The 23,032-nt window shown below is 76.1% G+C and carries 25 protein-coding genes; 5 read left to right on the top strand and 20 right to left on the bottom strand.

Going from position 1 to position 23,032, the window contains the following annotated elements:
- Nucleotide 1 precedes the first annotated feature (1 nt).
- From WA616_RS15140 to WA616_RS15165, 6 genes are all read right to left on the bottom strand, one after another.
- Nucleotides 2-682, bottom strand: a complete 681-nt coding sequence (locus WA616_RS15140; protein WP_336031064.1) for a glycosyltransferase — start codon at nt 680-682, stop codon at nt 2-4.
- The gene (locus WA616_RS15145; RefSeq protein WP_336031066.1) at nt 679-1,542 is read right to left on the bottom strand and encodes an NAD-dependent epimerase/dehydratase family protein; all 864 of its coding nucleotides are present in this window, start codon (nt 1,540-1,542) and stop codon (nt 679-681) included. Before WA616_RS15145 ends, WA616_RS15140 begins: the two co-directional genes overlap by 4 nt.
- Nucleotides 1,539-2,339: an aldolase/citrate lyase family protein gene (locus tag WA616_RS15150; RefSeq protein WP_336031067.1), complete on the bottom strand. Its 801-nt coding sequence runs from the start codon at nt 2,337-2,339 to the stop codon at nt 1,539-1,541. Before WA616_RS15150 ends, WA616_RS15145 begins: the two co-directional genes overlap by 4 nt.
- A gap of 20 nt (nt 2,340-2,359) precedes the next feature.
- The gene (locus WA616_RS15155; RefSeq protein ID WP_336031069.1) at nt 2,360-3,463 is read right to left on the bottom strand and encodes an ABC transporter ATP-binding protein; all 1,104 of its coding nucleotides are present in this window, start codon (nt 3,461-3,463) and stop codon (nt 2,360-2,362) included.
- Entirely contained in the window at nt 3,460-4,977 is a 1,518-nt protein-coding gene (locus WA616_RS15160; RefSeq protein WP_336031073.1) for an ABC transporter permease, read from the bottom strand. Before WA616_RS15160 ends, WA616_RS15155 begins: the two co-directional genes overlap by 4 nt.
- A 65-nt stretch (nt 4,978-5,042) precedes the next feature.
- A complete protein-coding gene (locus tag WA616_RS15165) occupies nt 5,043-6,065 on the bottom strand; it encodes an iron ABC transporter substrate-binding protein (protein ID WP_336031075.1) in 1,023 nt (340 codons plus the stop codon).
- A 156-nt stretch (nt 6,066-6,221) separates the two neighbouring features.
- Between WA616_RS15165 and WA616_RS15170 the strand changes: the two genes are divergently transcribed.
- Nucleotides 6,222-7,262, top strand: coding sequence for an ATP-binding cassette domain-containing protein (locus WA616_RS15170; RefSeq protein WP_336031077.1), 1,041 nt, complete (start codon nt 6,222-6,224; stop codon nt 7,260-7,262).
- A gap of 9 nt (nt 7,263-7,271) precedes the next feature.
- Nucleotides 7,272-7,709 carry a GNAT family N-acetyltransferase gene (locus tag WA616_RS15175; RefSeq protein ID WP_336031078.1) on the top strand — a complete coding sequence of 146 codons (438 nt, stop codon included), beginning with the start codon at nt 7,272-7,274 and terminating at the stop codon, nt 7,707-7,709.
- Nucleotides 7,710-7,713: 4 nt separating this feature from the next.
- Here the strand turns inward: WA616_RS15175 and WA616_RS15180 are convergent, their stop codons facing one another.
- Nucleotides 7,714-8,250 carry a DM13 domain-containing protein gene (locus WA616_RS15180; protein WP_336031081.1) on the bottom strand — a complete coding sequence of 179 codons (537 nt, stop codon included), beginning with the start codon at nt 8,248-8,250 and terminating at the stop codon, nt 7,714-7,716.
- A gap of 71 nt (nt 8,251-8,321) precedes the next feature.
- Between WA616_RS15180 and WA616_RS15185 the strand changes: the two genes are divergently transcribed.
- Entirely contained in the window at nt 8,322-8,705 is a 384-nt protein-coding gene (locus WA616_RS15185) for a PaaI family thioesterase (RefSeq protein WP_336031082.1), read from the top strand.
- Between the two features lie 66 nt (nt 8,706-8,771).
- On the opposite strand, the gene WA616_RS15190 is transcribed toward WA616_RS15185, so the two are convergent.
- Nucleotides 8,772-9,317, bottom strand: a complete 546-nt coding sequence (locus WA616_RS15190) for an LppU/SCO3897 family protein (protein ID WP_336031084.1) — start codon at nt 9,315-9,317, stop codon at nt 8,772-8,774.
- Nucleotides 9,318-9,429: 112 nt separating this feature from the next.
- Entirely contained in the window at nt 9,430-9,669 is a 240-nt protein-coding gene (locus tag WA616_RS15195) for a hypothetical protein (protein WP_336031086.1), read from the bottom strand.
- 150 nt (nt 9,670-9,819) lie between these two features.
- On the opposite strand from WA616_RS15195, the gene WA616_RS15200 reads away from it, so the two are divergent.
- Nucleotides 9,820-10,101 (top strand): DUF427 domain-containing protein, encoded by a 282-nt coding sequence (locus WA616_RS15200; RefSeq protein WP_073420816.1) that lies wholly within the window; start codon nt 9,820-9,822, stop codon nt 10,099-10,101.
- Between the two features lie 64 nt (nt 10,102-10,165).
- On the opposite strand, the gene WA616_RS15205 is transcribed toward WA616_RS15200, so the two are convergent.
- From WA616_RS15205 to WA616_RS15215, 3 genes are all read right to left on the bottom strand, one after another.
- Entirely contained in the window at nt 10,166-10,588 is a 423-nt protein-coding gene (locus WA616_RS15205) for a hypothetical protein (RefSeq protein WP_336031089.1), read from the bottom strand.
- 115 nt (nt 10,589-10,703) lie between these two features.
- Nucleotides 10,704-11,675 carry a ferritin-like domain-containing protein gene (locus tag WA616_RS15210; RefSeq protein WP_336031091.1) on the bottom strand — a complete coding sequence of 324 codons (972 nt, stop codon included), beginning with the start codon at nt 11,673-11,675 and terminating at the stop codon, nt 10,704-10,706.
- Nucleotides 11,676-11,775: 100 nt separating this feature from the next.
- Nucleotides 11,776-12,507, bottom strand: a complete 732-nt coding sequence (locus WA616_RS15215; protein ID WP_336031094.1) for a TetR/AcrR family transcriptional regulator — start codon at nt 12,505-12,507, stop codon at nt 11,776-11,778.
- 102 nt (nt 12,508-12,609) lie between these two features.
- Here WA616_RS15215 and WA616_RS15220 point away from each other — a divergent pair, with 102 nt between their 5' ends.
- Complete coding sequence (locus WA616_RS15220; protein WP_336031095.1) at nt 12,610-14,796, top strand: MMPL family transporter; 2,187 nt, start codon at nt 12,610-12,612, stop codon at nt 14,794-14,796.
- 61 nt (nt 14,797-14,857) lie between these two features.
- On the opposite strand, the gene WA616_RS15225 is transcribed toward WA616_RS15220, so the two are convergent.
- The 8 genes from WA616_RS15225 to WA616_RS15260 all read right to left on the bottom strand — a co-directional run bounded on the left by WA616_RS15225 (nt 14,858) and on the right by WA616_RS15260 (nt 22,913).
- On the bottom strand, nt 14,858-15,001 hold the full coding sequence (locus WA616_RS15225; RefSeq protein ID WP_175562856.1) for a hypothetical protein: 144 nt from the start codon (nt 14,999-15,001) through the stop codon (nt 14,858-14,860).
- A 552-nt stretch (nt 15,002-15,553) separates the two neighbouring features.
- Nucleotides 15,554-16,084, bottom strand: a complete 531-nt coding sequence (locus tag WA616_RS15230) for a DUF4234 domain-containing protein (RefSeq protein WP_336031098.1) — start codon at nt 16,082-16,084, stop codon at nt 15,554-15,556.
- A gap of 214 nt (nt 16,085-16,298) precedes the next feature.
- The gene (locus WA616_RS15235; protein ID WP_073420420.1) at nt 16,299-16,754 is read right to left on the bottom strand and encodes an NUDIX domain-containing protein; all 456 of its coding nucleotides are present in this window, start codon (nt 16,752-16,754) and stop codon (nt 16,299-16,301) included.
- Nucleotides 16,755-17,002: 248 nt separating this feature from the next.
- Nucleotides 17,003-17,539, bottom strand: a complete 537-nt coding sequence (locus WA616_RS15240) for a hypothetical protein (RefSeq protein WP_336031099.1) — start codon at nt 17,537-17,539, stop codon at nt 17,003-17,005.
- Nucleotides 17,540-17,646: 107 nt separating this feature from the next.
- Complete coding sequence (locus WA616_RS15245; protein ID WP_336031100.1) at nt 17,647-18,288, bottom strand: isochorismatase family protein; 642 nt, start codon at nt 18,286-18,288, stop codon at nt 17,647-17,649.
- Complete coding sequence (locus WA616_RS15250) at nt 18,285-20,162, bottom strand: hydantoinase B/oxoprolinase family protein (RefSeq protein WP_336031103.1); 1,878 nt, start codon at nt 20,160-20,162, stop codon at nt 18,285-18,287. The genes WA616_RS15245 and WA616_RS15250 overlap by 4 nt, the downstream gene beginning before the upstream one ends.
- A gap of 1 nt (nt 20,163) precedes the next feature.
- A complete protein-coding gene (locus WA616_RS15255) occupies nt 20,164-22,224 on the bottom strand; it encodes a hydantoinase/oxoprolinase family protein (RefSeq protein WP_336031106.1) in 2,061 nt (686 codons plus the stop codon).
- Complete coding sequence (locus WA616_RS15260; protein ID WP_073420424.1) at nt 22,221-22,913, bottom strand: GntR family transcriptional regulator; 693 nt, start codon at nt 22,911-22,913, stop codon at nt 22,221-22,223. The genes WA616_RS15255 and WA616_RS15260 overlap by 4 nt, the downstream gene beginning before the upstream one ends.
- Nucleotides 22,914-23,032: the final 119 nt, after the last annotated feature.

Genomic DNA, 23,032 nt, shown 5'->3' on the forward strand with positions numbered 1-23,032 from the left:
GTCAGCGCGCGCGGACCGCCCACGCCAGCGACCGCGCCGACTGCCGCAGCCGCGCCCGGGCCGTCCACGCCGAGGAGCCCGCCGGCCGGCGGTCCCGCGTCACCGGCACGCTCGCCGACCGGACGCCGGCGCGGCCGACGGCGAGCACGACGCTGGGGGCGCCGCCGTCCAGCACGAGACCGACGACGGCCGACCGCACTGCCGGGCCCATCGCTAGGAAGGCCCCCGCGTCGGGCGGCAGGCCGGTGAGGCGGGCGGCCACCCGCCGGTGCAGCTCCCCGGTCAGCCGGCGCACCGGCGACTCGTAGCGGCCCCGCCGGCCGGCGAAGACCGCGCCGACGTCGCCCTGGGCGAGCCGGTCCAGCAGCAGCGGCACCGCCTCGGGTGGGTCCTGCAGGTCGGCGTCGAGGCACACCCACGCGTCGGCGTCCTCGGCCGCCAGCCCCGTCGCGAGCGCGCGGTGCTGGCCGACATTGACCTCCAGCGCGGTGACGGCCACCCGCGGTTCGCCCGCCGCGACCTCCCGCGCGACCGCCAGGCTGGCGTCGGGCGAGGCGTCGACCACCAGCCGCAGGCGCCAGTCGCGCCCGTCGAGCGCCGCGGCGAGCCGGGCGGCGAGCGGGCGCAGCGTGGCCTCGTTGCCGTACACGGGGGCGACGACGGCGACCCGGCGTCCGCTCACCGCGGCTCGGCCGCCCAGGTGCGGGCCAGCCCCTCCGCCAGGTCCACCGTCGGCGACCAGCCGAGGCGCTCGCGCGCGGCGCGGGGGTCGCACACCCAGTCGGCGGTGTCCCAGTCCCGGCCGGGGTGGGCGCCGGGGGCGGTCGCGATCGGCCGGCCGGTGACCCGGGACGCGGCCGCGACCAGCTCCTCCACGCCGGTCTGCACGCCCGTGCCGACGTTGAGCACCGTCCCCGGCGGGAGGTCGTCGGCGAGCGCCGCCCGCACGCACGCGTCGACCACGTCGCCCACCCACACCCAGTCCCGCCGGCTGACGGAGGCGGGCAGCGGCACCGTCGCCCCGGTGCGGGCGGCGGCGAGGACGACCGGCACCAGCCGGGTGGGGTGGTCCCCCGGCCCGTAGACCTGGAAGGCGCGCAGGACCGCCGCGCGCACGCCGCGCTCGCCCGCCGCGGCCTGCAGCAGCAGCGAGCCCGCCGCCTTGGTGGCGCCGAAGAACCCGCGGGGCCGCAGCGGGGCGTCCTCGTCCAGCGGCCGCGGCCCGGCCGCGTACTCCGTCGACGAGCCGAGCCGGACGACCGCACGGCAGCGCTCCGGCAGGGCGTCGACCAGCCAGGGGCTGGTGTTGACCGCCACCGTCGCCGCGCGCTCGGCCGGGGTCGCCTTGGCGCGGCCGGCGGCCAGGGAGAAGACGACGTCGGGGTCGGCCGCGCGCACCGCCGCGGTCCCGGCCACCGGGTCGGCGAGGTCGACGTCGGCGCGGGTCAGCCCGGTGACGTGCCAGCCGTCCGCCCGCAGCCGTGCCACCAGGTGACGGCCGACGAAGCCGCCGGCGCCGGTGACCAGCGCCCGGCCGCTCACGCCGGCACGCCGACGTGCACCACCTCGGGCGCGGCGGCCTCGACGGCGGCGACGAACCGCGCCCGCCGCTCGGCCGTGGTCCCGGGGTCGGCCGCGGACAGCTCCGCCAGCGCCGCGAGCAGCCGCGGGACCTCGACGAAGGGATCCCGCCCGGCCATGTCCGCGGTGAACGAGCGCCGCAGGAAGGTGAAGTCCGTGCGCAGCCGGACGAGCTCGGCGGCCAGCAGCGTCCCGGGCACGGGGAAGCCGCCGCCGGGCAGGGTCAGCCCGCCGACGCCGAACGGCACCGTCACGGCGGCGCGGACCTCCTCGACGGTGCCGTCGACCAGCGGCCGGAACAGCTCGCGCGACCGGCGGTCGATGCGGAGGTCGTTGAGGCCGACGTAGACCCGGGACAGCGGGCGGGAGGCCAGCTCGCCGGCCCGGGCGACGGCGTCCTGCGTCTCGACCAGGATGCCGAGCCCGCACCGGCCGGCGACCAGGTCCAGGACGCGGTCGACCTCCTCGGGGGTCCGCACCATCGGCAGCAGCACCTCGTCGGCGCCCGCCGCGACCGCGTCGGCCACCTCGCGCGCGGTCCACGGGCCGGCGGCGTTCACGCGGCACAGCAGCCGGCCGTCGGTGGCCGCGCGCATCCGGGCCAGGTCCTCGACCGTGTCGGCGTTGATCTGGGTGCCCTCGCCGGCCTGCCGCCGGTGCTTCCCGCGGCGCTCCCAGTCGACGACGATGCCGGCGGCGCCCGCCGAGACGACGTCCCGGCCCCAGGCGCCGTCCACGGTGAAGAGGAACAGGTCCACGACGGTGAGCTTAGGCACACCTAACCCGCGGTCGGCGTCCAGGTGCCTCCCAGGTCCGCCGGGGCGGACGGCACGGACGCCACGGCCGCTCCCGGAGAGCCGGCGGGGAAGGGCACGGCCAGCCCCTCCACGCTCACGGTGACCTCCGTACCGGTCCGCGGGAGATCCCCGCCGCCGGTCCGGGCTCCCACCCGCAGTCCCGAGGGCAGCTCCAGCTCCACCCGCGCGTCGTGGCCGTAGAAGTCCACGCCGCGGACCCGGGCGCGGGCGCCCGGGCCTCCCGACAGCCGCAGCTGCTCGGGACGCAGCAGGACCCGGACCGGGCCGTCGCCGCACGGCCGCGCCAGCGGGAGCTCCCCCAGCTCGGTCGCGACCCGCCCGGCGGCGGCCTCGCCGTCGAGGACCACGGCCTCCCCGACGAAGGCGGCCACGTCGAGGTCGGTGGGCTCGCGGTACAGCGTCCGCGGATCCGCCAGCTGGGCGAGCCTCCCGCCGCGCACCACGGCCACCCGGTCGGCGGTCGACAGCGCCTCCCCCTGGTCGTGGGTGACCAGGACGGCGGTGGCCCCCGTCGCCCGCAGCGCGTCCGCGACGGCCCGGCGGGTGTCCTCGCGCAGCGCGGCGTCCAGGGAGGAGAACGGTTCGTCGAGCAGCACCAGGGAGGGCTCGGGCGCCAGCGCGCGGGCCAGCGCGACCCGCTGCTGCTGGCCGCCGGAGAGCTGGTGCGGCGCCCGGTCGGCCAGCGCGGCGTCGAGGCCGACGAGCGCCAGCAGCCCGGCGATCCGCGTGCGGTCGCGCCGCAGCCGGCGGGGCAGTCCGAAAGCGACGTTGCCGGCCACGCTCAGGTGGGGGAACAGCCCGCCCTCCTGCGGCACGAAGCCGATGCCGCGCGAGCGCGCGGGGACCCCGCGGCCGCGACCGGCGACCAGCCGTCCGCCCAGCTCGACGGTGCCGGCGTCGGGGTCGTCGAACCCGGCGACGATGCGCAGCAGCGTCGTCTTGCCGCAGCCCGAGGGGCCGAGCAGGGCGGTCGTCGTCCCGGACGGGACGTGCAGGTCGATCCCGGTGAGCACCGGGGTGCCGCCGTGGGACTTCACCAGACCGCGGACGGTCAGCGCGCTCATGTGGTCAGACCTCTTTGGACGTCTCGGGACAGCAGGAGCGTGGCCGGTGCCGACAGCAGGACCATGACCACGGCGTAGGGCGCGGCGGCGCCGAACTCCAGGGCGCTGCTCGCCGACCAGAACGCGGTGGCGAGGGTCTCGGTGCCCGTGGGCGCCAGCAGCAGCGTGGCGGTGAGCTCGGTGACCACCGCGAGGAACACCAGCGCCGCTCCTGCGCCGATCCCGGGAGCCATCAGCGGGAGGGTCACCCGCCACAGCCGGGCGGGGGCGGACACGCCGAGGGAGGCGGCGACGTCGTCGTGCACCGGCGGGGACTGCTCGACCGCGGCGCGCACCGTCACGATCGCGCGGGGCAGGAACAGGATCGCGTACGCCGCCAGCAGGACCGGCACGGTCTGGTAGAGCGAGGGCAGCAGGCGGATGCCGAGCGCGACCAGCGCCAGGGCGACGACGATCGCCGGCACCGCGCTGCCGAGGTAGGTGGTGCGCTCCAGCAGCGTGGCCAGCGGCCCGCGGCGGCGCACCGCCAGCCACCCGGTGGGCAGGGCCAGCACGGTGGTCACCGCCGCGGCCGCGGCCGCCAGCGCGAGCGTCGTCCCGGTGGTGCCGGCCAGAGCCGCCCAGTCGGCCCGGGCCGAGGTGCCTCTGACGAACCACGACACCAGGGCACCGAGAGGCACCAGCAGGGACAGCGCCACGACCGCGCCCAGGAGCAGCAGGGCAGGGCCGGTGAGCGGGCCGAGGCGGGCCGGGCGCACCCGCCGGGCGGTGCCCGACCCGGTGCGGGCGTAGGCCCGGGTGCCACGCAGCCGGACCTCGGCCAGCAGCAGGACCAGGCACAGCAGCACGAGGACGCCGGCGAGCATCGAGGCGGCGGGGCCGTTGAACGTGGCCCGGTACTGGTCGTAGACCGCCGTGGTGAAGGTCGGGTAGCGCAGCATCGCCAGGGCGCCGAACTCGGCCAGCACGTGCAGGGCGACCAGCAGGGTCCCGCCCAGGACGGCCACCCGCAGCTGGGGCAGCTGCACCCGGCGGAACACCGCCAACGTCGACAGGCCCAGGCCGCGGGCGGTCTCCTCCAGCGCCGGGTCCAGCCCGCGGAAGGCGGCGACCACGGGCAGGTACACGAACGGCGCGTACGACAGCGACACGACCAGCAGCGCACCGCCGTAGGTGTCCAGCCCCGGCAGCAGCGAGATCCACGCCGAGCTGGTGACGAAGGCCGGCAGGGCCAGGGGCGCGACCAGCAGCACGTGCCACACCCGGCGGCCGGGCAGGGCGGCGCGCTCGACCAGCCAGGCCGTGCCGACGCCGAGGACCGCGGTGACCGCGACGGTGCCGCCGACCAGCCGCAGGGTGTTGCCGAGCAGCTCGGCCACCCGCGGCCGGAACACCAGCTCCGCCACGCCGCTCCAGCCGACCTCGACGGCGGCCGTGGCGATGTGCACCAGCGGCAGCAGCGCGAGCCCGGCGACGGCCGTGGCGAGCAGCACCGTCACCGGCGACCGGCGCATAGAGGCCCTCCGCCGGGCCCGGAGCGCCGGCGCGGGCGGGGTGGCGGGGCGGCTCGGGGCGGGGCTCAGAGCAGCCCCACCTCCTGCATGAGCTCGGTGACCCGTTCCTGGTCGAGGGAGCCGGGGTCGACGGCCGGGGCCCCCAGGGTCTCCAGCGGGGGCAGGACCTCGGCGGAGGCGACGCCGGTACCGACGGCGTACTCCAGCGCGGTGCTCTCGGCCAGCCGCTGCTGCGCCTCGGGCCCGGTCAGGTAGGCCACCAGGCGCTGGGCGGCGTCCTGCTGGTCGGAGGAGGCGAGCACGCCCGCGCCGGAGACGCTGAGGAAGGCGCCCGGGTCGCCGTTGCCGAACAGGTGCAACCGGGCGTCGTCGCCCTTGAGGCCGCCCTCGGCCTGGTCGCGGTACCAGTAGTAGTGGTACATGACGCCGGCGTCGATCTCGCCCTCGTCGGCGGCGACCATGACCGCGGTGTTGCTCTGGTAGACGCCGGCGTTGCGCTCCAGGCCCTCCAGCCACGCGCGGGTCGCCTCCTCGCCCTGCGTGGCGAGGACGGCCGCGACGATGGCCTGGAAGTCCGCGCCGCCGGCGGCGATGCCGATGCGGCCCTCCCACGCCGGGTCGGCCAGCTCCATGATCGAGCCGGGCAGCTGCTCCTCCGTCAGCGCGGAGGGGTCGTAGACGAGGACGGTCGACCGGGCCGCGAAGCCGGTCCACGTGCCCGACGACGGCCGGAACTGCTCGCCGACCTGGTCGAGGGTGGCCCGGTCGAGCTCCTGCAGCAGTCCCTCGCGGTCGAGGACGGCGATCGACGGGCTGTTCTCGGTGAGGAAGACGTCGGCCGGGGAGGCCTCGCCCTCCTGCACGATCTGGTTGGCCAGCTCCGCGTCGTTGCCGTCGCGGAACTCCACCTCGATGCCGGTCTCCTCGGTGAAGCCCTCGAGCATCGTGCGCACCAGGCTCTCGTGCTGGGCGCTGTAGACCGTGAGCGTGTCGGCGTCCGACGCCCCGGCGCTGCCGCAGGCGGACAGCGCCCCGGCGAGGCAGACGGCGGACAGAGCGGCGGGAACAGCCCGCAGGGGCCTGGTCACGGGTCCTCCAGCGGACGTCGACGGGTGCCGGCAGACAGGGTAGGCACACCTAAGCGCGGATGGGGGCGGGGCTCCGCCGATGAGTCCGCGCCCCGGGCGCCGTCTGCCCCGTCAGACCCGCGCGCACCGTGCGGGCACCCGGCACGGGAGCAGGGGGTGGGGCAGGTGACGGCGCACCTCGGCGACACCGTGCCGGCCGGAGAGCGGGCGGACGGGAACGGCGACGTCCCGGCGGTCGAGGCCGTGGGCCTGGTCAAGCGGTCCGGGTCGACGACGGCGGTCGCGGGGGTGGACCTGCTCGTCCCGCAGGGCGGCGTCCACGGCCTCCTCGGGATCGACGGCGCGGGCAAGACCACCACCCTCCGCATGCTGGCCGCGGTGGTCCCGCCCGACGGCGGGCGGGCACGGGTGCTCGGGCACGACGTCGTGCGCGAGCCCGGCGCGGTGCGCGCCCGGGTCGGCCTCACCGGCCGGTTCGCCTCGCTGGACGAGGAGCTCACCGGCGCGGAGAACCTGCTGCTGCTCGCCCGCCTGCTCGGCTACTCGCGGGCCGCGGCCCGCCAGCGCACCGACCAGCTGCTGAGCGCCTTCGGTCTCACCGGGGCCGCCGGCACGCAGGTCGGGCGGTACTCCGGCGGCATGCGGCGGCGGGCCGACATCGCCGCGAGCATCGTCGTCCGGCCCGACGTCGTCCTCCTCGACGAGCCCACCACCGGGCTCGACCCGTGCAGCCGCGACCAGGTGTGGGACGTCGTCCGGGCGCTGGTCCGGGGCGGGACGACGGTGCTGCTGGCCACCCGCCACCTCGACGAGGCCGACCAGCTCGCCGACCGCGTCTCCGTCCTCGACGCCGGCCGGGTCGTCGCCGAGGGCAGCCCGACGCAGCTCCGGGCGTCGGTGGGCACGAGGACGCTGCACGTGCGGGTGTCCGAGCCGGGGCGCCGCGCCGAGGCCCGCGCGCTGCTCGAGCGCGTGCTCGGCGTGCCGGTCGGCGCCGACGCCGACCTGACGGCGCTCACCGCCCGGGTGCCCGGGGCCGCGCCGGCCACGCGGGCGCTGGCCGCGCTGGAGGACGCCGGCATCGAGCTCGCCCGGTTCGCGCTCGGCAGCCCCGGCCTCGGCGAGGTCCTGCTCGCGCTGACCGGCCGGCCGGGCGAGGACGAGCCGCCTCCGGGACCGCGGCGGGCGGTGCGCTAGAACGGTCGGATGCCGCCCGTCCTGCGCACCGCGCGCTTCGCCGAGCTCACCCCACTCGAGGTCTACGCGCTGTGCCGGCTGCGGGTCGACGTGTTCGTCGTCGAGCAGGAGTGCCCCTATCCCGAGCTCGACGGCCGCGACCTCGAGCCGGGGACGCTGCACCTGTGGTTCGAGGAGGACGGCGAGGTCCTCGCCACCATCCGGCTGCTCGACGACGGCGGCGCACGGGCGATCGGCCGGGTGGCCACCGCCGCCGCGGCCCGGGGCCGGGGCCTGGCCGCGCGGCTGGTCGAGGAGGGCATCGCGCGCAGCGGGGGGCTGCCGGTGACGCTCGGCGCGCAGGCGCACCTGCAGGGCTGGTACGAGCGGTTCGGGTTCCGGCTGTCGGGCCCGGGCTACGTCGAGGACGGCATCCCGCACGTGCCGATGCGCCGCGAGCCGGCCTGAGCGCTCAGGCCGCCGTGGCCGGTGCCAGGTCGGCGGCGCCAAACGCGGCGTCGAAGCGGTCGCACCAGATCACCACGCTGGTGTAGCCGGTGGCGTCGACGCCGGCGGGCACGGCGTAGTTCTGGTCGCCGACGTTGCCCTTGAGCGCGCCGAGGTCGACGGCCTCGTCGTCGAAGGCCGCCTCCTCGCCGCCCGCGGGGTTCCGCGAGAGGTAGACGAACAGGGCGGGGCCGTTGGAGGTCTCGAAGCCCTCGAGCCGCACGACCACCTGCCCGTCGGGGAGCTGCACCAGCCGGGCGGTGCCGACCGTCTCGTGCTCGCGGGAGACGAACGTGCCGGTGGCCAGGTCGACCGGGCCGGCCGGCGCGGCCGGGGCCCCGGCCGACGGGGACGGCGCCCCCGCCGCGACGGTGGGCAGCGCCTCGTCCACGCGGCTGTCGTAGAGCAGCTTCTGCGGCTGGAACCACACCAGGGTGACCACCGCGAGCACGACGGCGACCACCGCCCCGAGCAGGACCCACGTCCGCAGCCGCACCGTCACGGCGGCGGACCCTAGACCGGACCGCGCGGTCCGTGGGGTGTCCCGGACGCGGCCCCGGGTACCGGCCGGGCATGGCGGACGACGGGGACGTGGGCGGTTTCGCGGGCGGGCTCGGCGCCCGGGTGCGGGAGGGCGACGACGGTGCGGCCGTCCTCGACTTCGAGGTCCGCGACGAGCACCTCAACCCGGCGGGGACGCTGCACGGCGGGGTGCTCGCGACGCTGGTGGACACCGCGATGGGCCAGGCCGTGCGCACCACCACCGGCGAGGGCGAGGTGCCGGCCACCAGCCAGCTCACCGTCACCTACCTGCGCCCGGGGAAGCCGGGGCCGCTCGAGGTGCGCGGCCGCGTGCGCACCCGCGGCGAGCACCTGACGATCTGCGAGGCCGACGTCGAGCAGGAGGGCCGGGCGCTGGCCCACGCGGTCGCGACCTTCGCGGTCCTGCAGCGCTGAGCGGCCCCCGGACGCACGAGCGCCCCGCCGGACGTACCGGCGGGGCGCTCGCGGGGTCGTGACGGGTCAGACGTCCTCGGCGCAGTAGACGGTGCCCTCGCCACCGGTCTCGCCGCTCCACAGCGCCTGGGTGGCCGACGGCCACTCGCCGCACGGCTGGTAGCTGGTCTCGTAGAACTCGCTCTCGGTGACCTTCTCCTCGACGACGCCGACGACGCGCGCCTGCGCGGACTCGTCGTCGCAGTCCACCGTCTCGAAGCTGCTGGCGCCTTCCTGCGCGATGCAGTCCCCGACCTCCGGGTCGCCCACGCCGAAGAACCGGAACGCGGCGATGCCGCCGGCGACGGCGACCGCCGCCACGACGCCGCCGACCTTCCGGGCCTTGCCCGACTTGGGCGCCGGCTGACCCGGGCCGCCGCCGAACGGGGTGGCGCCGAACTGGCCCGGCGCGCCCTGCGGCGGGAAGGGCTGGCCCTGCGGCGGGAACGGCTGACCCTGCGGGGGGTACGGCTGGCCCGGCTGCGGCTGACCCTGCGGCGGGAAGGGCTGACCCGGCTGCTGCGGGCCGCCCTGCGGCGGGAAGGGCTGGCCGGGCTGTCCCGGGTTGGTCATCACGTGCTCCTCGGTGTGCCTGACGGTCACCGGGCGGCGCCGTCCGCGGGGCACCATCACACGCGACGTCGTCGCAGGTCAGGAGGACGCGCCCGGACCTCCCCCCGTGGGGTCAGGCGGGCACGAGTGCCGGGAGTGCCTCGTCGACGACGAGCGCGAGGCCCTGGTTGTCGTCGTCGTAGACCTCGTCGTCGTCGCCGGTGCCGCACTGGCTGACCAGCAGGATGATCGCGAAGACCATCACGATCAGGCCGAGGAACGTGCCGAGGAACAGCGCCCGGCCGCGCTTCGGGCGGGGGTTCATCCCGCGGCGCGGGTCCTCGGGGTCGGGTGCGGCGGCGGGGTGGGACATGACTGCTCCTCGCGGTCGGGGACGGCGGTCGGGGCACGGGGCCCGCTCTCCCCAGACATGCCCAGCCGCCCTGCCGGTACGCCTGTCGCGGGCACCCGGATCGCGCACGACGGGGTGACGCCGCAGGCCGTGGCGGAGGACGATCACCCCATGACCACTGCGACCTGGAACGGCACCGTCATCGCCGAGTCCGACGACATCGTCACCGTGGAGGGCAACGCCTACTTCCCGCGCGAGTCCGTGCGCGAGGACGTGCTGCGCCCCTCCTCGACCCACACCACCTGCCCGTGGAAGGGCGAGGCCTCCTACCTCTCCCTCGAGGTCGACGGGCAGACCAACCCCGACGCCGCCTGGTACTACCCCGAGCCGAAGGACGCGGCGAAGGAGATCACCGGCCGGGTGGCCTTCTGGCGCGGCGTCGAGGTGCGCTGACCGCCCCGGACACCGCGCGGGCCCGGCTGCGCGTGCGGCCGGGCCCGCGCGGAGGGGTCCTCCGTCAGGCGGGGCGGGCGCCGGCCAGCTCGCGCGCGGCCGCGGCGGCCGAGGCGTCGAGGACGGCGGAACGCTCCTGGCGCTCGATGGCGCGGTGGTAGGCGGCCCAGGCCTCGGCGGGGGTCACGTCAAGGGCGGCGGCGATCTGCTCCCAGCTCGCCCCGCCGCGCAGGGCCGCGCGGAAGCCGGTCAGCTGGCTGTCGTGGGCCTTGCGGGCGATGACCTCGCCGAGGGCGAGCAGCTCGAGGGACTCGGGCACGTCGAGCTGCGTCTCGTCGGAGAGCAGCGAGCTCCAGTCGTCGTCATCGCGGTCGGCGACGGTGTTCAGGGACGTGGTCCCGGAGTCCCGCCGGCTCAGGAAGTCCAGGCGGGTGGCGGCGGTCTGGAGCGAGAACTCGTCCTCCAGGGCCTCGGGAGTGATCTGCATGCCTCCCACCTTCCCCGAGGTACCGGACGGCGGCGAGCCGCTGCGAGCGGGATCTCACGGACGCGCGGAGGGCCCGCACCCGGGGTGGGTGCGGGCCCTCCGGAGAGTGGCGGCGTCAGCTGTCGACGCCGACGGCCTCCTTGGCGACCTCGGCGAGGGCGACCTGCGCGGCGCTGACCACGCTGGACCGGTTCTTGTGGGTCTCCTCGTAGCGGATCAGCACGCGGATGGCGTGCGGGTCGCGCAGGGCCTTGGCGGCCTTGGCGGCGTCCGAGGTCGACAGCGAGTCGAAGCCCTTCACCGGCAGCTCGTCGGCGGTGACGTCGCCGAGCTCCTCGCGGGCGGCCTTGGCGGCGTCGGCGGCCTCGCGGTTGCCCTCGCGGCGGGCGATCCGCTCGGCGCGGCGCAGGGTGGCGGCCCGGCCGACGCTCAGGGTCTCGCGGACGGCGTCGGTGAGGGTCGAGGCCTTGCCGGCCACCTCGCCGAGCCGGTCGCCCGCGGCCTCGCGGCGCTGCTGGGCGGTGTCGAGGGCCTCGTTCACCCGGTTGGCGACGAAGCGGTACGGCGCGTTGGCGGCGCGGGCCGCGACGCCGGCAACCTGCTGGAACGGGGTGGCCTGCAGCGCGGCGGGGCCGCCCAGCGCCTCCTCGGCGAGCACGACGGTCAGCCACTCGATGGTGGCCTCGTGGGCCGCAATCAGGCCCTCGGCGAGGCGCTCGACCTTCGCCAGCCCGGCCGCCTGGCCGAGCACCTTGAGGTAGGTGGCGCGGTCGTGCAGCTGGTGCTCGAGCGAGAGGTCCTGCAGCAGGGCCTCCTCGAGCGGCTCGGCCTGCTCGAAGGTGGCCTTGAGGACGGCGGAGAGCCGGCCGACGACGGGGGTGACGACGTCCGGGACGCCACCGAGCTCGCGCAGCTCGGCGGTGATGAGCCGGGTCCGCTCGGCGGCGTTGTCGGCGTTCTGGGTGAGCTCGCGGCGCACGGCGTCGGTGCGGGCTTGCGAGACGCGGGTGCGGGCGACCTGCTCCTCGGTCTGGGTGAGCAGGACCAGCGCGCGGAGCTGGTTGACGATCTTGGCGTGGTCGGTCACGACGGAGGACTCCAACGGTCGGGTACGGCCTGACCTCCCAGCTATGCCCCGCCCCGGCCCCTGCTAACTAGAGCAAGCGGATTGCTAGCGGTGAGGTCGGTCACTCCTCCGGGTGAACGAGGTCCGCCTCGATGCCCAGCCGCACGGCGACGTCGTGCATCTCGGCCTCGAAGAGCGAGGCGGCGTCGTCGAGGGCGAACCGCAGGTGGCCGAAGACTTCCATGCAGACCAGCCCGTACAGGCGCACCCAGGAGGACAGGAACACCGCCATGACGCCGAGCGGGAGCTCGACCGGGAGCGTGGCACACCAGGCGCGCAGCTGATCCCGGTAGCGCTCGTCGAGGTCGCCGTCGGCGAGGACGGGGAAGGGCTGCTGCAGGTAGACGGCGGCCATGAGCGCGGCGAAGACGCCGCCGAAACGCCGGCCGGCGGCGGCCGCGGGGCCGTCGTCGGCCTTCTCGGGGACGACGCCGTCGGCCGCGTTGCCGAAGAGCAGGCCGAACTCGGCCGGGTGGTCGATCGCCCAGCAGCGGAAGGTGCGCGCGGCGGTCATCAGCTGCACCCCGGGCCGCGGCGGGGCGACGGCGTCGCGGGCCTCCTCCAGCCGGTCGCACAGCTCGTCGTAGAGGTCGGCGACCACCTGCTCGACGAGCTCCTCGCGGCTGGCGAAGTAGCGGTAGAGCGCGGGCGGGGTCAGGCCGACCTCCCGGGCGATCGCCCGCAGCGCCAGGCCCTCGACGCCGTGCTCGACCAGGACGCGACGGGCCGCGCCGCGGATGTCGCGCAGCGTGTCGGCGCGCGCCCGCTCCCGCCTGTTCACCGGTCCGGTCATCGCCGTCCACCTCCTGCCGTTGACATCAGTGAACGGTGTATGCAGAGTTACCACCGTTCGCTAACAGTGTTCACCAATCTATCAGGACGAGGAGGGGTCGCCGTGTTCGAGGCCCTCGGACGAGTGGTGTACCGACGACGCCGGCTGGTGCTCGCGCTCAGCGCGCTGGCCGTCGTCGTCGCGGCCGTGTGGGGCACCGGCGTGTTCGGCCGGCTCACCGGCGGCGGCTTCGACGACCCGGGCAGCGAGAGCTCCCGTGCCGCCGCGCTCGCCGACAGCGAGCTGGGCCGCGACGCCGCCGACGTCGTCGTCCTGTACCGCAGCGACGACCTGACCGTCGACGACCCGGCCTACGCCGAGGCGGTCACCGGCTCGCTGGCCGCCCTGCCCGCGGGCCTGGTCGAGCGGACGACGACGTGGTTCGACGGCGGCGCCCCTCCCCTGGTCAGCGACGACCGCCGGTCCACCTACGCCGTGCTGACGCTGGCCGGCGACGCCGACGCGCGCACCGAGGCGATGGAGGCGATCGAGGACGACCTCGCGGCGCCGGGGCTCGAGGTGTCGGTCGGCGGGACCGCCACGGTCGAGCGCGACATCAACGACCGGGTCAGCGCGGACATCGCCCGCGCCGAGATGATCTCGCTGCCGGTGCTCGCGGTGCTGCTCGTCGTCGTGTTCGGCAGCCTGGCCGCGGCGAGCCTGCCGCTGGCGATCGGCGTCACCGCGATCCTCGGGGCGTTCACCGCGCTGCGGGTGGTCAGCCTGTTCACCGAGGTCTCGGTGTTCGCCGTCAACATCGTGACGATCCTCGGGCTGGGGCTGGCCATCGACTACGGCCTGTTCGTGGTCAGCCGGTTCCGCGAGGAGGTGCGCCGGCAGGCGAGCGTGGAGGAGGCCCTCGCCCGCACGATGGCCACGGCCGGGCGGACGGTGGCGGTCTCCGGCGTCACGGTCGCGCTGTCGCTGGCCGGCCTCGTCGTCTTCCCGCAGGTGTTCCTCCGCTCGATGGGCTTCGGCGGGGTGGCCGCGGTGCTCGTCGCGATGCTCGCCGCGCTCACCCTGCTGCCGGCGCTGCTGGCGGTGCTCGGCCCGCGGGTCGACGCGCTGGCGCTGCCGTGGCACCGGCGCGCGGTGGCCACCGTCCCGGGCCGCGGCTGGTGGGAGCGGGTCGCCCGCGGGGTGATGAGGCGCCCGGTGCTCGTGACCGTCGCCGTCGTCGGGCTGCTCGTGGTGCTGGCGCTGCCGTTCCTGCGGGTGCAGTTCGGCGCGATCGACGTCCGCGTGCTGCCGGCCGGCACCGAGAGCCGGGTGGTGGCCGAGACGATCGACGAGGACTTCCCGACCTCGCCGTCGGGCCCGGTGACCGCCGTCGTCAGCCTGGCCGACCCGGTCGACTCCCCCGCCGGCGCCGCCGCGCTCGAGTCCTACGTGGCCGACGTCGCCGCGCTGCCGCAGGTGGAGGGCGCCACGGTGACCGGCGCCGAGGGGACGACGGCGCGGGTGTCGGTGGCCTACGCCGGCGACCCGGTCGACGCCGACGCCCGCGCGCTGGTGGGCGACGTCCGCGGCGTGCCGGCGCCGCCGGGCGGCGAGGTGCTCGTCGGCGGGGAGAGCGCGGTCATGACCGACCTGCTCGACAGCCTCGGCTCGCTGCTGCCGTGGATGGCGCTGCTCGTCGTCGGCACGACGTTCGTGCTGCTGTTCCTCGCGTTCGGCTCGGTGGTGCTGCCGGTCAAGGCGGTGCTGATGAACGTGCTGTCGCTGGGCGCCTCGTTCGGCGCGCTGGTGTGGATCTTCCAGGACGGCCACCTGTCGGGGCCCCTGGGCTTCACGCCGACCGGGTTCATCGAGGCGACGCAGCCGATCCTGGTGCTGGCGATCGTGTTCGGGCTGTCGATGGACTACGAGGTGTTCCTCATGTCCCGCATCCGCGAGCAGTACGACCTCACCGGCGACAACACCGCCGCGGTGGCCACCGGGCTGCAGCGCACCGGCGGGATCATCACCAGCGCCGCGCTGCTGCTGCTCGTGGTGATCGGCGCCTTCTCCACGTCGGGTATCACCTTCATCAAGATGATCGGCGTGGCGATGGCGATCGCCATCGTGGTGGACGCGACCGTCGTCCGGACGCTCCTGGTGCCGGCGACGATGCGGCTGCTCGGCCGGGCCAACTGGTGGGCCCCGGGGCCGCTGGGCCGCCTCTACGCGCGGTACGGCATCACGGAGTCCGACGGCGAGGAGCCCCCGGCGCCCGCGGCGCGGCCGCTGGAGCCGGCCGGCATGGCCTGACCTGCCGGGCTCTCCTCGATCGCACCGGCTCCGCGGGACTCCCCGCGGAGCCGGTGCCGCGTCAGCGGGCGGGGACGGCCGGGGGCACCGGCGGGCGGCGGCGGGTCTCCAGCCGGAGCACCGGCTGGGTCAGCTGCGCCAGCGTGGCGCAGCGCTGGCACACCGGGCCGGGGTGCGTCTCGGCGGCGCAGGTCTCACAGAGCACGCGGGGTCTCCTCGCTCGGGGTCCGTCGGACCGGGGAGCCAGGACCCTGCCACCCAGCGCCGACGTACCCGCGCCGCGTGTGACGGGTGGGACGACTCGTCAGCGATCCGTCACCTGGGCGACGTCGCCCGTCGGCCCGGCGCCCCAGCGCGGGCGCCGGCGGACGACGGCGGTGGCGACCGGACGGGACGCGGGGGCGCAGGCGCAGGCCTGGCCGGAACAGCGGTGCGCGGTGCTCACGGGACCTCCCGGTGACGGTGGCCGCCGAGGGTGACAGCTCCCGCGCCCCGGCGACAGCGCCGCCGCCGCGGTGGGACGAAGCGTCACCCGACCGACCCACGCCGTTCCCCCGGCCGGTACCGGGAACACCGTGCGGCCACCCCCGCGCCGCCCCGCGACCTGCGGCTGCCTCGGCGCCCGGGAGATGACCGCAGGTCGACATCCGGCGCGCCCGGCGAGGAGATCCGCCGGGCCCATCGCAGGAGCCCCACGACGCACACCGGCCGCGCCGTCGCGGGGTGCGACGGCGCGGCCGGTGGGTCGGCGGGTGGCTCAGCGGGCGCCGAGGGACCGCCAGTAGGCGTTGAGCGCGCCGTTGGTCTTGACGAACCAGACGATCGGGCCGACGAGGATCACGAAGCCGGGGAACGCCCAGAGCCCCGTGGCACCGCTGACCGGCTTGGCGCGGCCCATGCGCTCGTAGAGGTTGCCGACCTCGCTGCTCGTGATGAACGGCGAGGCGACGCCGAAGAGGATGGAGATGAGCAGCGCGACACCGCCACCGAGGCCGTTGCCGGTGTGCCGCTTCATCTCGTCGTGCACCGAGTAGGTCCACACGAGGCTGTAGATCCCGAACGTGACGATCATCAGCAGGATCGCGACGCCGGTGCCGCGCACCTTGCCGATCGGGCCGGACGGCGGGAAGTACGCGCCGGCCGGGGCGGGCGGCATCGGCTGGCCGGCGTAGCCCGGGAAGGGCGCCGGCGCGTAGGGGGCCGGGGCGTACGGGGCCTGCGCGTAGGCGGGCGTGGAGCCGTAGGCGGGCTGCTGCGCGGCCGCACCCGGGTACTGAGAGGTGGTCATGGAGGTCCCCCGCTGTCCGGTCGCCGCCGGCGTCTCCGGCGGCGTCGTCGGAAGCTAGGCACCGCCGTACCGGAACCGGCGGAACGGAACGGCCGACACGGCCCCAGGAGCCCGCCCCGTCCCACGGACCCCCTGCGCCTCCTGTCGACCTGCTGCGGTCTCAGCGGCCGGGAGGCAGCAACAGGTCGTCGACCGGCGTCGTCGACCGGCGTGGTCAGGCGAGCAGCGCCGCCAGGCGGTCGAGGTAGGGCACCTGCCCCTTCACCAGCTTGACCCGCGCCTCGTCGAGACCGAACCAGGCGGCCCGGTCGACCTCCGGGAAGTGCTGGACGCGCCCCGACCGCGGCGGCCACTCGAGCTCGAACGTGCCGCTGACGATCGCGCCGGCGTCGAGGTCACCCTCCCCCGCCCACACGGTGAGCAGCTTCGACCCGGCCCGCAGCTCACCGAGCGGGATCAGCGCCGCCGCGGGCACCGGGCTGCCGAGCTCCTCCTCGAACTCGCGCCGGGCCGCGGCGAGCGGCTCCTCGTCGTCGCCGTGCTCGCCCTTCGGGATCGACCAGGCGCCGTCGTCCTTCCGCGCCCAGAACGGCCCGCCCATGTGGCCGAGCAGCACCTGCGGCGCCGGGGCGAGCCGGTACAGCAGGATCCCCGCGCTCCGCCTCGGCACCGGCCCACCCTCGCACGGGAGGCGCCCCGGCTCAGTCGAGCGGGCGGCGACCGCCCGTCGGCACCGGCGCCGCCCGGCGCCCGCAGCCGTGGCAGAACCGTCCCGGCAGCCGCCTCGTCCCGCAGTGCTCGCACGCCATCATCGGCCTCCTCCGTCAGCGGGTGGAGACCGCAGGCTGCCCGGCCTCGGGCCTGCCCGGGGCGCCGGCACCGGTGGTGGGACGAGTCGTCACACGACCGTCATCCCGGTCAGCGGCAGCCGTCGGGCCCGGGGCGGTGGCCGTCACCGGGGCCGTTCCCGCGGCCGTGGCCGTTGCCCGGGCCGTCGCCGCGCCCCGGGCCGTCGTCGCACGGGGCGGGGACGACGGGCGCGATGGGCGGCGGCGGGGTCGCGGGCACCTCGAGCTCCGGCGTCGGGGTGGGCGCGGGCTCCTCCGCGACCGGGGCGGGCGCCGGGTCCGGCGTCGGGGTGGGCTCCGGGGACGGCGACGGAGAGGCCGTCGCCGTCCGCCCGGCCGGCGGCGCGCTCGCCGGCGCGGGCCCCGACAGCGGCGGCGCCCCGGGCGCGCCGCCGCCGCGCACCGCCGGGGCGACCAGCACGGCCAGCCCGGCGACGAGCAGCACCAGGACAGCCGCGCCGACGCCGAGCCACCGCCGGCGCACCCCCGCCGGCGCCGCGCGGTGCCGCGACCGGGTGGGCAGCACGTCGGTGTCGTGCTCCCCCGCGGGATCGACGGCGGGGTCGGCAGCCGGGTCGGGCGCGAGGTCGAGGCGGGCGGTGTCCATCCGGGCGAACCTACGGAGCGGGCGGGCCGGATCCGTTCCGCGACCCGCGGGCGGGCCGCCGGCCCGTCACACCCGCCCCAGGAGGGGCGGCTCCTCCCGGGAGGGGGTCACCCGGGAGGAGCCGCGGTCTCCGCGCGCCGCAGGTGGTCGAGCGCCTCGGCGAGGCCGGTCACGTCGGCGTACTTGGCGTCGAGGTCGGCCAGGTTGTTCTCGTGCAGCGCCGCGCTCCGGTCGGCGCACGCCTCGCGGACCACCTGCGGTCGGAAGCCGGAGTTGAGCGCGTCCATCGCCGTGGCCCGCACGCAACCCGACGTCGAGACGCCGGCGACGACCACCGTGTCCACCCCGGCAGCGTGCAGGGTGGAGGCGAGCGAGGTGCCGGAGAACGCCGACGCGTACTGCTTGACCACCACCGGCTCCCCCGGCGACGGCGTCAGCGCGAGCCGGCCCCAGTCGCCGGGCGCGTCCTCCGCGAAGGCGGCCAGCGCCGGCACCTTGCGCACGAACAGCCCGCCGTCGGCGAGCCCCGCCGAGTACCGGACCGCCGTCCACACGACGGGATGCCCGCCGGCGCGGGCGGCCTCCACCAGCGCCCGCGCAGCCTCCACCGCGGGCGCGGGGTCGGGCAGCGCGAACGGCCCGCCGGGCTCGGTGTAGGCGCGGCAGAGGTCGATGACCAGCACGGCCGGGCGGGTCCCCCAGCCCACCCGGCCGGAGAACGCCGAGCCGTGCGGCCCGGCACCGGTCACGTCGCCGACCAGACCGGACGGCGTGGCGCGGGCAGCCCGGTCTCCTCCTCGCAGCGCGCCAGCAGCTCCTCCACCGGCGGGCCCATGTCGAACACCGGCAGGTCGGCGGGCCGGTCGGCACGCAGCTGGTCGCGCAGCGTCTCGGTCGCCTCGGCGTCGACCTCCCCGCCGTCGCAGACGACGACGCCGTAGCGCCGGGCGCCCTCCTGCGTGACCAGCCCGCGGCGCACCTCCCTGGCCACCAGCTCGGGGTCGCGCTCGAGCGGGTCGCCCCACCCGCCGCCGCCCCAGGTGACGAAGTGCAGGACGTCGCCGGGGTGCACGGGCACCCCGTGGCACTTGCTGGGCAGCACCTCGCGGGTGCCGTCGGCCCGGTCGATCCACTTGCGGCCGCGGGCGCCGGGCTCGCCGCCGTTGACGCCCCACGGGTAGGTGAGCCAGCGATCGTCGTGGATGGCGATCTCGCCGGGCTCCTCGAACACGTAGGCGACGTCGACGCCGTTGCCGCCGCGGTGCAGCCCGGCCCCGCCGGTGTCGGCGACGGTCTCCCACCGCTCGATCCGCAGCGGGTAGTAGGACTCGAGGTACTCGCAGGGGATGTTGACGAAGCTCGGCCACAGCGAGTGCCCGTCGGGGCCGTCGCCGAGCGGCCGGCCGGGGATGCCGCCGAAGCCGATCGAGTAGAGCTGGAACCACTCCCCCTTCCGCTCCCCGCCGGAGTAGTGGCCGGAGTACATGAAGTGCGGCGAGGAGGAGAAGCCGGCGGCGTTGAGCAGCGCCGGGTTGGTCTGCCCGAGCAGCCCGCCGAAGAGGTCGAACACCCGCCCGATGCCGTGGTTGCGGCCGTTGAGCGCGGCCGGGTGCGCGGGCTTCCAGTACGAGCCGTCCGGGATCGTGACGTCGACCAGCGGGTAGAAGCCGTCGTTCCACAGGATCTGCGGGTCGGCGACGGTGATCATGTAGATCCCGAAGAACATCCGGGTCAGGTTCTCGTTGATGTAGTAGTTGATCGGCCCGGCCGCCTGCGGCGAGGAGCCGGTGAAGTCCAGGTGCACCTTCTCGCCGGTACGGGTGAGCGAGAGCTTCAGCTCGTAGGGGCCGTTGCCGACGCCGTCGTCGCAGATGTAGTCGGTGAACGAGAGCGTCCGGCCCTCCTCGAACACCATCTGCAGCAGCACCTTCATGGCGTCGTGGTTGCGCTGCAGCAGCGCGTCGAGCGCCGACAGGTAGGTGCCCGTGCCGAACCGGGTGCACATCTCGACCACCCGCCGGCCCGCGGTGCGGCAGGCGGCGACCAGGCCGTTGAGGTCGGCGCGGTTCCAGTCGGGCATGCGGACCTGGTTGAGCACGATCCGCAGCGCGTCCTCGTTGAGCACGCCCTTCCGGTAGAGCTTGAAGGGCGGGATGACGACGCCCTCCTCGTAGATGGTGCGGGCGTCGGTGGGCATCGACGACGGCGTCTTGCCGCCGACGTCGGACATGTGCCCGAACATCGACGCCCAGCCGACCACCCGGCCCTCGTGGAACACCGGCACGACGACGAGCCAGTCGTTGGCGTGGCTGATCGCCGCGCCGCAGGCGTACGGGTCGCTGGTGAGGAGGACGTCGCCCTCCTCGACGGTGTCGTCGAAGCCCTCGAGGAAGTCGGGGATGGACAGGCCGAACTGGCCCACGACCATCTTCCCGGTGGGGTCGGCGATGAGCGGGAACTCGTCGTGCTGCTCGCGGATGCCCGGCGACAGCGCGGTGCGGAACAGCACCTCGTCCATCTCGTACCGGGCGTTGCGCAGCCCGTTCTCGATGAGGTCGAGGGTGACCGGGTCGACGTCGACCCGCTCGACGGTGCCGGTGGCCGTCTCGACGATCCGTGCCATGTCAGCCCTCCACGGGGGTGATCAGCAGCGAGCCGGACGCGTGGACGGTAGCCACGTGCCCGGGCAGGACGAGGGTGGTGCTGTCCATCTCGGTGACGATCGCGGGACCGGCAACGACGTCGCCGCCGCGCAGCCGCGCCCGGTCGTAGACCGACGCCGACACCCGCTCGCCGCCGACGTGCACCGGGGACTCGCTCACCAGCGCCCCCTTCGGGTCGCCGTCGCCGGGCCCGAGCCGCACGGGCGCGACGTCGGGCCGCGGGCCGGTGACGGTGGCGCGGGCGTTGACCAGCTCGTGGTCGACGGTGAGCAGGAAGGAGAACAGCCGGTCGTGCTCGGCGTCGAAGGCCCGCCCGAGCTCGGCCAGGGGGCTGCCGCCGTCGAGCCACGCGGGGTCGACCTCGACGGGGATCTCGAAGCCCTGCCCGTGGTACCGGACGTCGACCTGGTAGCCGACCGTCTGCTGCTCCCGGGGCGTGCCGTGGGCGGCCAGCCGCTGCCCGGCGTCGTCGGCGAGCTCGCGCAGCACCTGCACCAGCTCGCCGTCGCCGAGCTGCCCGAAGCGCCGCAGCACGGTGCGGGCGGACTCGTCGCGGCGGCTGGTGGTGGCGTCGCCGAGGGCGCACAGCACCCCGGGCGACGGCGGCACGATGACCGGCCACGCGCCGGTGAGCACGCCGAGCGCGTTGGCGTGCAGCGGCCCGGCGCCGCCGAAGGCGACCAGCGCGAAGTCGCGGGGGTCGAAGCCCTGCTGCACCGAGACCAGCCGCAGCCCGCCGAGCATGTTCTCGTTGACGATGTCGACGATCCCGGCCGCCGCGGCCTCCGGGGAGTCCAGGCCCATCGCCTCGGCCACCTTGCTCACGGCGTCGCGCGCGGCCTGCACGTCGAGGGTGATCTCCCCGCCGGCGAGGTCCGAGGGCAGGTAGCCCAGGACGACGTTGGCGTCGGTGACCGTCGGCTCGACGCCGCCCTTGCCGTAGGCCGCGGGTCCGGGGTCGGCGCCGGCGGACTGCGGGCCGACGCGCAGCGCGCGGGTCAGCTCGGGCACGTGCGCGATCGAGCCGCCGCCCGCGCCGACGGTGCGCACGTCGACGCTGGAGGCCCGCACGGTGAGGTCGCCGACCTTCGTCTCGCGGCCGATCCGCGGGGCGAGGTCGCGCACCAGCGCCACGTCGGTGGAGGTGCCGCCCATGTCGAAGGTGATCAGGTCGCGGTGGCCGCACTGCTCGGCCACCCACACCGCGCCGGTCACCCCGCCGGCGGGGCCCGACAGCAGCATGCTCACCGGCGCCTCCACCGCGGCGTCGGCCGACTGCAGACCGCCGTCGCTGCGCAGGATCGACAGCTCCCCGGCCACCCCGCCCTCGCGCAGCCCCTCGGACAGGTGCCGCACGTACTTCTCCACCTGCGGCTGCACGTAGCCGTTGGCGACGGTGGTCAGCGTGCGCTCGTACTCGCGCAGCTCAGGCAGCACGTCCGAGCTCAGCGACACCGGGACGCCGGGCAGCACCTCGGCGGCGATCTTCCGGATGCGCCGCTCGTGGGAGGCGTCGGCGAAGGAGTTGACCAGGCTGACGGCGAGGGCCTGCACGCCGCGGCCGGCGAGGCGCTCCAGCTGCGCCCGGACGCCGGCCTCGTCGAGCGGGCGGACCTCGGACCCGTCGCTGGCGACCCGGCCCTCGACCTCGACGGTGTCCTCGAGGTCGGCCAGCGGCTCGGGCTTGGGCCAGATGATCCAGCCGGCCAGCCCGCCGGGCACGAACGAGCGGGCGATCTGGAGGACCTGCCGGAAGCCCCGCGTGGTGACCAGCCCGACGCGGGCGCCCTTGCCCTCGAGGATCGCGTTGGTGGCCACCGTGGTGCCGTGCAGCACCTGCGCCACCTCGCGCATCGAGATGCCGGCGTCGGCGCACACCTTGCCGATGCCGGTGAGCACGCCGACCGCCTGGTCGGCCGGGGTGGAGGCGGTCTTGGCGCGCCAGGTCGCGCCGCTGTCCTCGTCGACGAGCAGGACGTCGGTGAAGGTGCCCCCGACGTCGACTCCGAGCCGGTAGCTCATGCGGTCTCCTCAGTGCGGGTCGCGGGATCGGTGGCCTGCAGCCGGGCCGCCCGGACCATCACGGCCCGGGCGTTGGCGATGTGCGAGGTCATGACGGCGCGGGCCCACTCCGGGTCGCCGGCGCGCAGGGCGGCGACGATCTCGGCGTGGTGCGCCAGGCTGCGGCGCAGCGACTCCTCGTCGTAGGTGAGGAAGTTGCGCCGCACGATCGGCGGGTGGATGGCGGCGGCCAGTGCGGCCGCCAGCGTGGGGTGCGCGGCGAGGGCGACCAGCCGGTCGTGGAACGCGCGGTTGAGCGGGACGAGCGCGTCGAGGTCCTGGTCCGGGCCGGGGGTGCCGACGGCGAGCATCCGGCGGGCGAGGTCGTCGAGGGCGTCGACGTCGGCCGGGCGGGCGTTCGGGACGGCGTGCGCCGTGAGCTGCGGCTCCAGGACCGAGCGCAGGTCGAACACGCCCTCGAGCTCGGCGACCGTCCACGTGGCCACCCGGGCACCGCGGTTGGGCACGAGTTCGACCAGCCCCTCGGACGCCAGCCGCGACAGCGCCTCGCGCACCGGCGTGCGGCTCACCCCGAGCCGCTCGGCCAGCTCCACCTCGCCGAGGCGCGCGCCGGGGGCCAGGTCGCCGCCCATGATCAGGTCGCGGAGGGTCGCCAGTGCGCGCTCGGCCGACGTCAGAGGGCGTGTCAACGGTCACACCTCCTCGGGGATTGCATGCAAGGTAGGGGTGGCGGCGGGTGCGCACAAGAGCCCCGGCGGAACTCTCCGGACCGTTGCCATGCACGTCGGGGACGGTGCAGACTCGCGAC

Source organism: Geodermatophilus sp. FMUSA9-8 (assembly GCF_037034165.1).
GTDB lineage: Bacteria > Actinomycetota > Actinomycetes > Mycobacteriales > Geodermatophilaceae > Geodermatophilus > Geodermatophilus nigrescens.

What these genes read in the sequence shown, in the direction of transcription:
- WA616_RS15155 (WP_336031069.1), bottom strand. Translation starts at nt 3,463, where the DNA reads ATGAGCGCGCTGACCGTCCGCGGTCTGGTGAAGTCCCACGGCGGCACC.
- WA616_RS15160 (WP_336031073.1), bottom strand. Translation starts at nt 4,977, where the DNA reads ATGCGCCGGTCGCCGGTGACGGTGCTGCTCGCCACGGCCGTCGCCGGG.
- WA616_RS15175 (WP_336031078.1), top strand. Translation starts at nt 7,272, where the DNA reads ATGCCGCCCGTCCTGCGCACCGCGCGCTTCGCCGAGCTCACCCCACTC.
- WA616_RS15185 (WP_336031082.1), top strand. Translation starts at nt 8,322, where the DNA reads ATGGCGGACGACGGGGACGTGGGCGGTTTCGCGGGCGGGCTCGGCGCC.
- WA616_RS15190 (WP_336031084.1), bottom strand. Translation starts at nt 9,317, where the DNA reads ATGACCAACCCGGGACAGCCCGGCCAGCCCTTCCCGCCGCAGGGCGGC.
- WA616_RS15195 (WP_336031086.1), bottom strand. Translation starts at nt 9,669, where the DNA reads ATGTCCCACCCCGCCGCCGCACCCGACCCCGAGGACCCGCGCCGCGGG.
- WA616_RS15200 (WP_073420816.1), top strand. Translation starts at nt 9,820, where the DNA reads ATGACCACTGCGACCTGGAACGGCACCGTCATCGCCGAGTCCGACGAC.
- WA616_RS15205 (WP_336031089.1), bottom strand. Translation starts at nt 10,588, where the DNA reads ATGCAGATCACTCCCGAGGCCCTGGAGGACGAGTTCTCGCTCCAGACC.
- WA616_RS15215 (WP_336031094.1), bottom strand. Translation starts at nt 12,507, where the DNA reads ATGACCGGACCGGTGAACAGGCGGGAGCGGGCGCGCGCCGACACGCTG.
- WA616_RS15230 (WP_336031098.1), bottom strand. Translation starts at nt 16,084, where the DNA reads ATGACCACCTCTCAGTACCCGGGTGCGGCCGCGCAGCAGCCCGCCTAC.
- WA616_RS15240 (WP_336031099.1), bottom strand. Translation starts at nt 17,539, where the DNA reads ATGGACACCGCCCGCCTCGACCTCGCGCCCGACCCGGCTGCCGACCCC.
- WA616_RS15250 (WP_336031103.1), bottom strand. Translation starts at nt 20,162, where the DNA reads ATGGCACGGATCGTCGAGACGGCCACCGGCACCGTCGAGCGGGTCGAC.
- WA616_RS15255 (WP_336031106.1), bottom strand. Translation starts at nt 22,224, where the DNA reads ATGAGCTACCGGCTCGGAGTCGACGTCGGGGGCACCTTCACCGACGTC.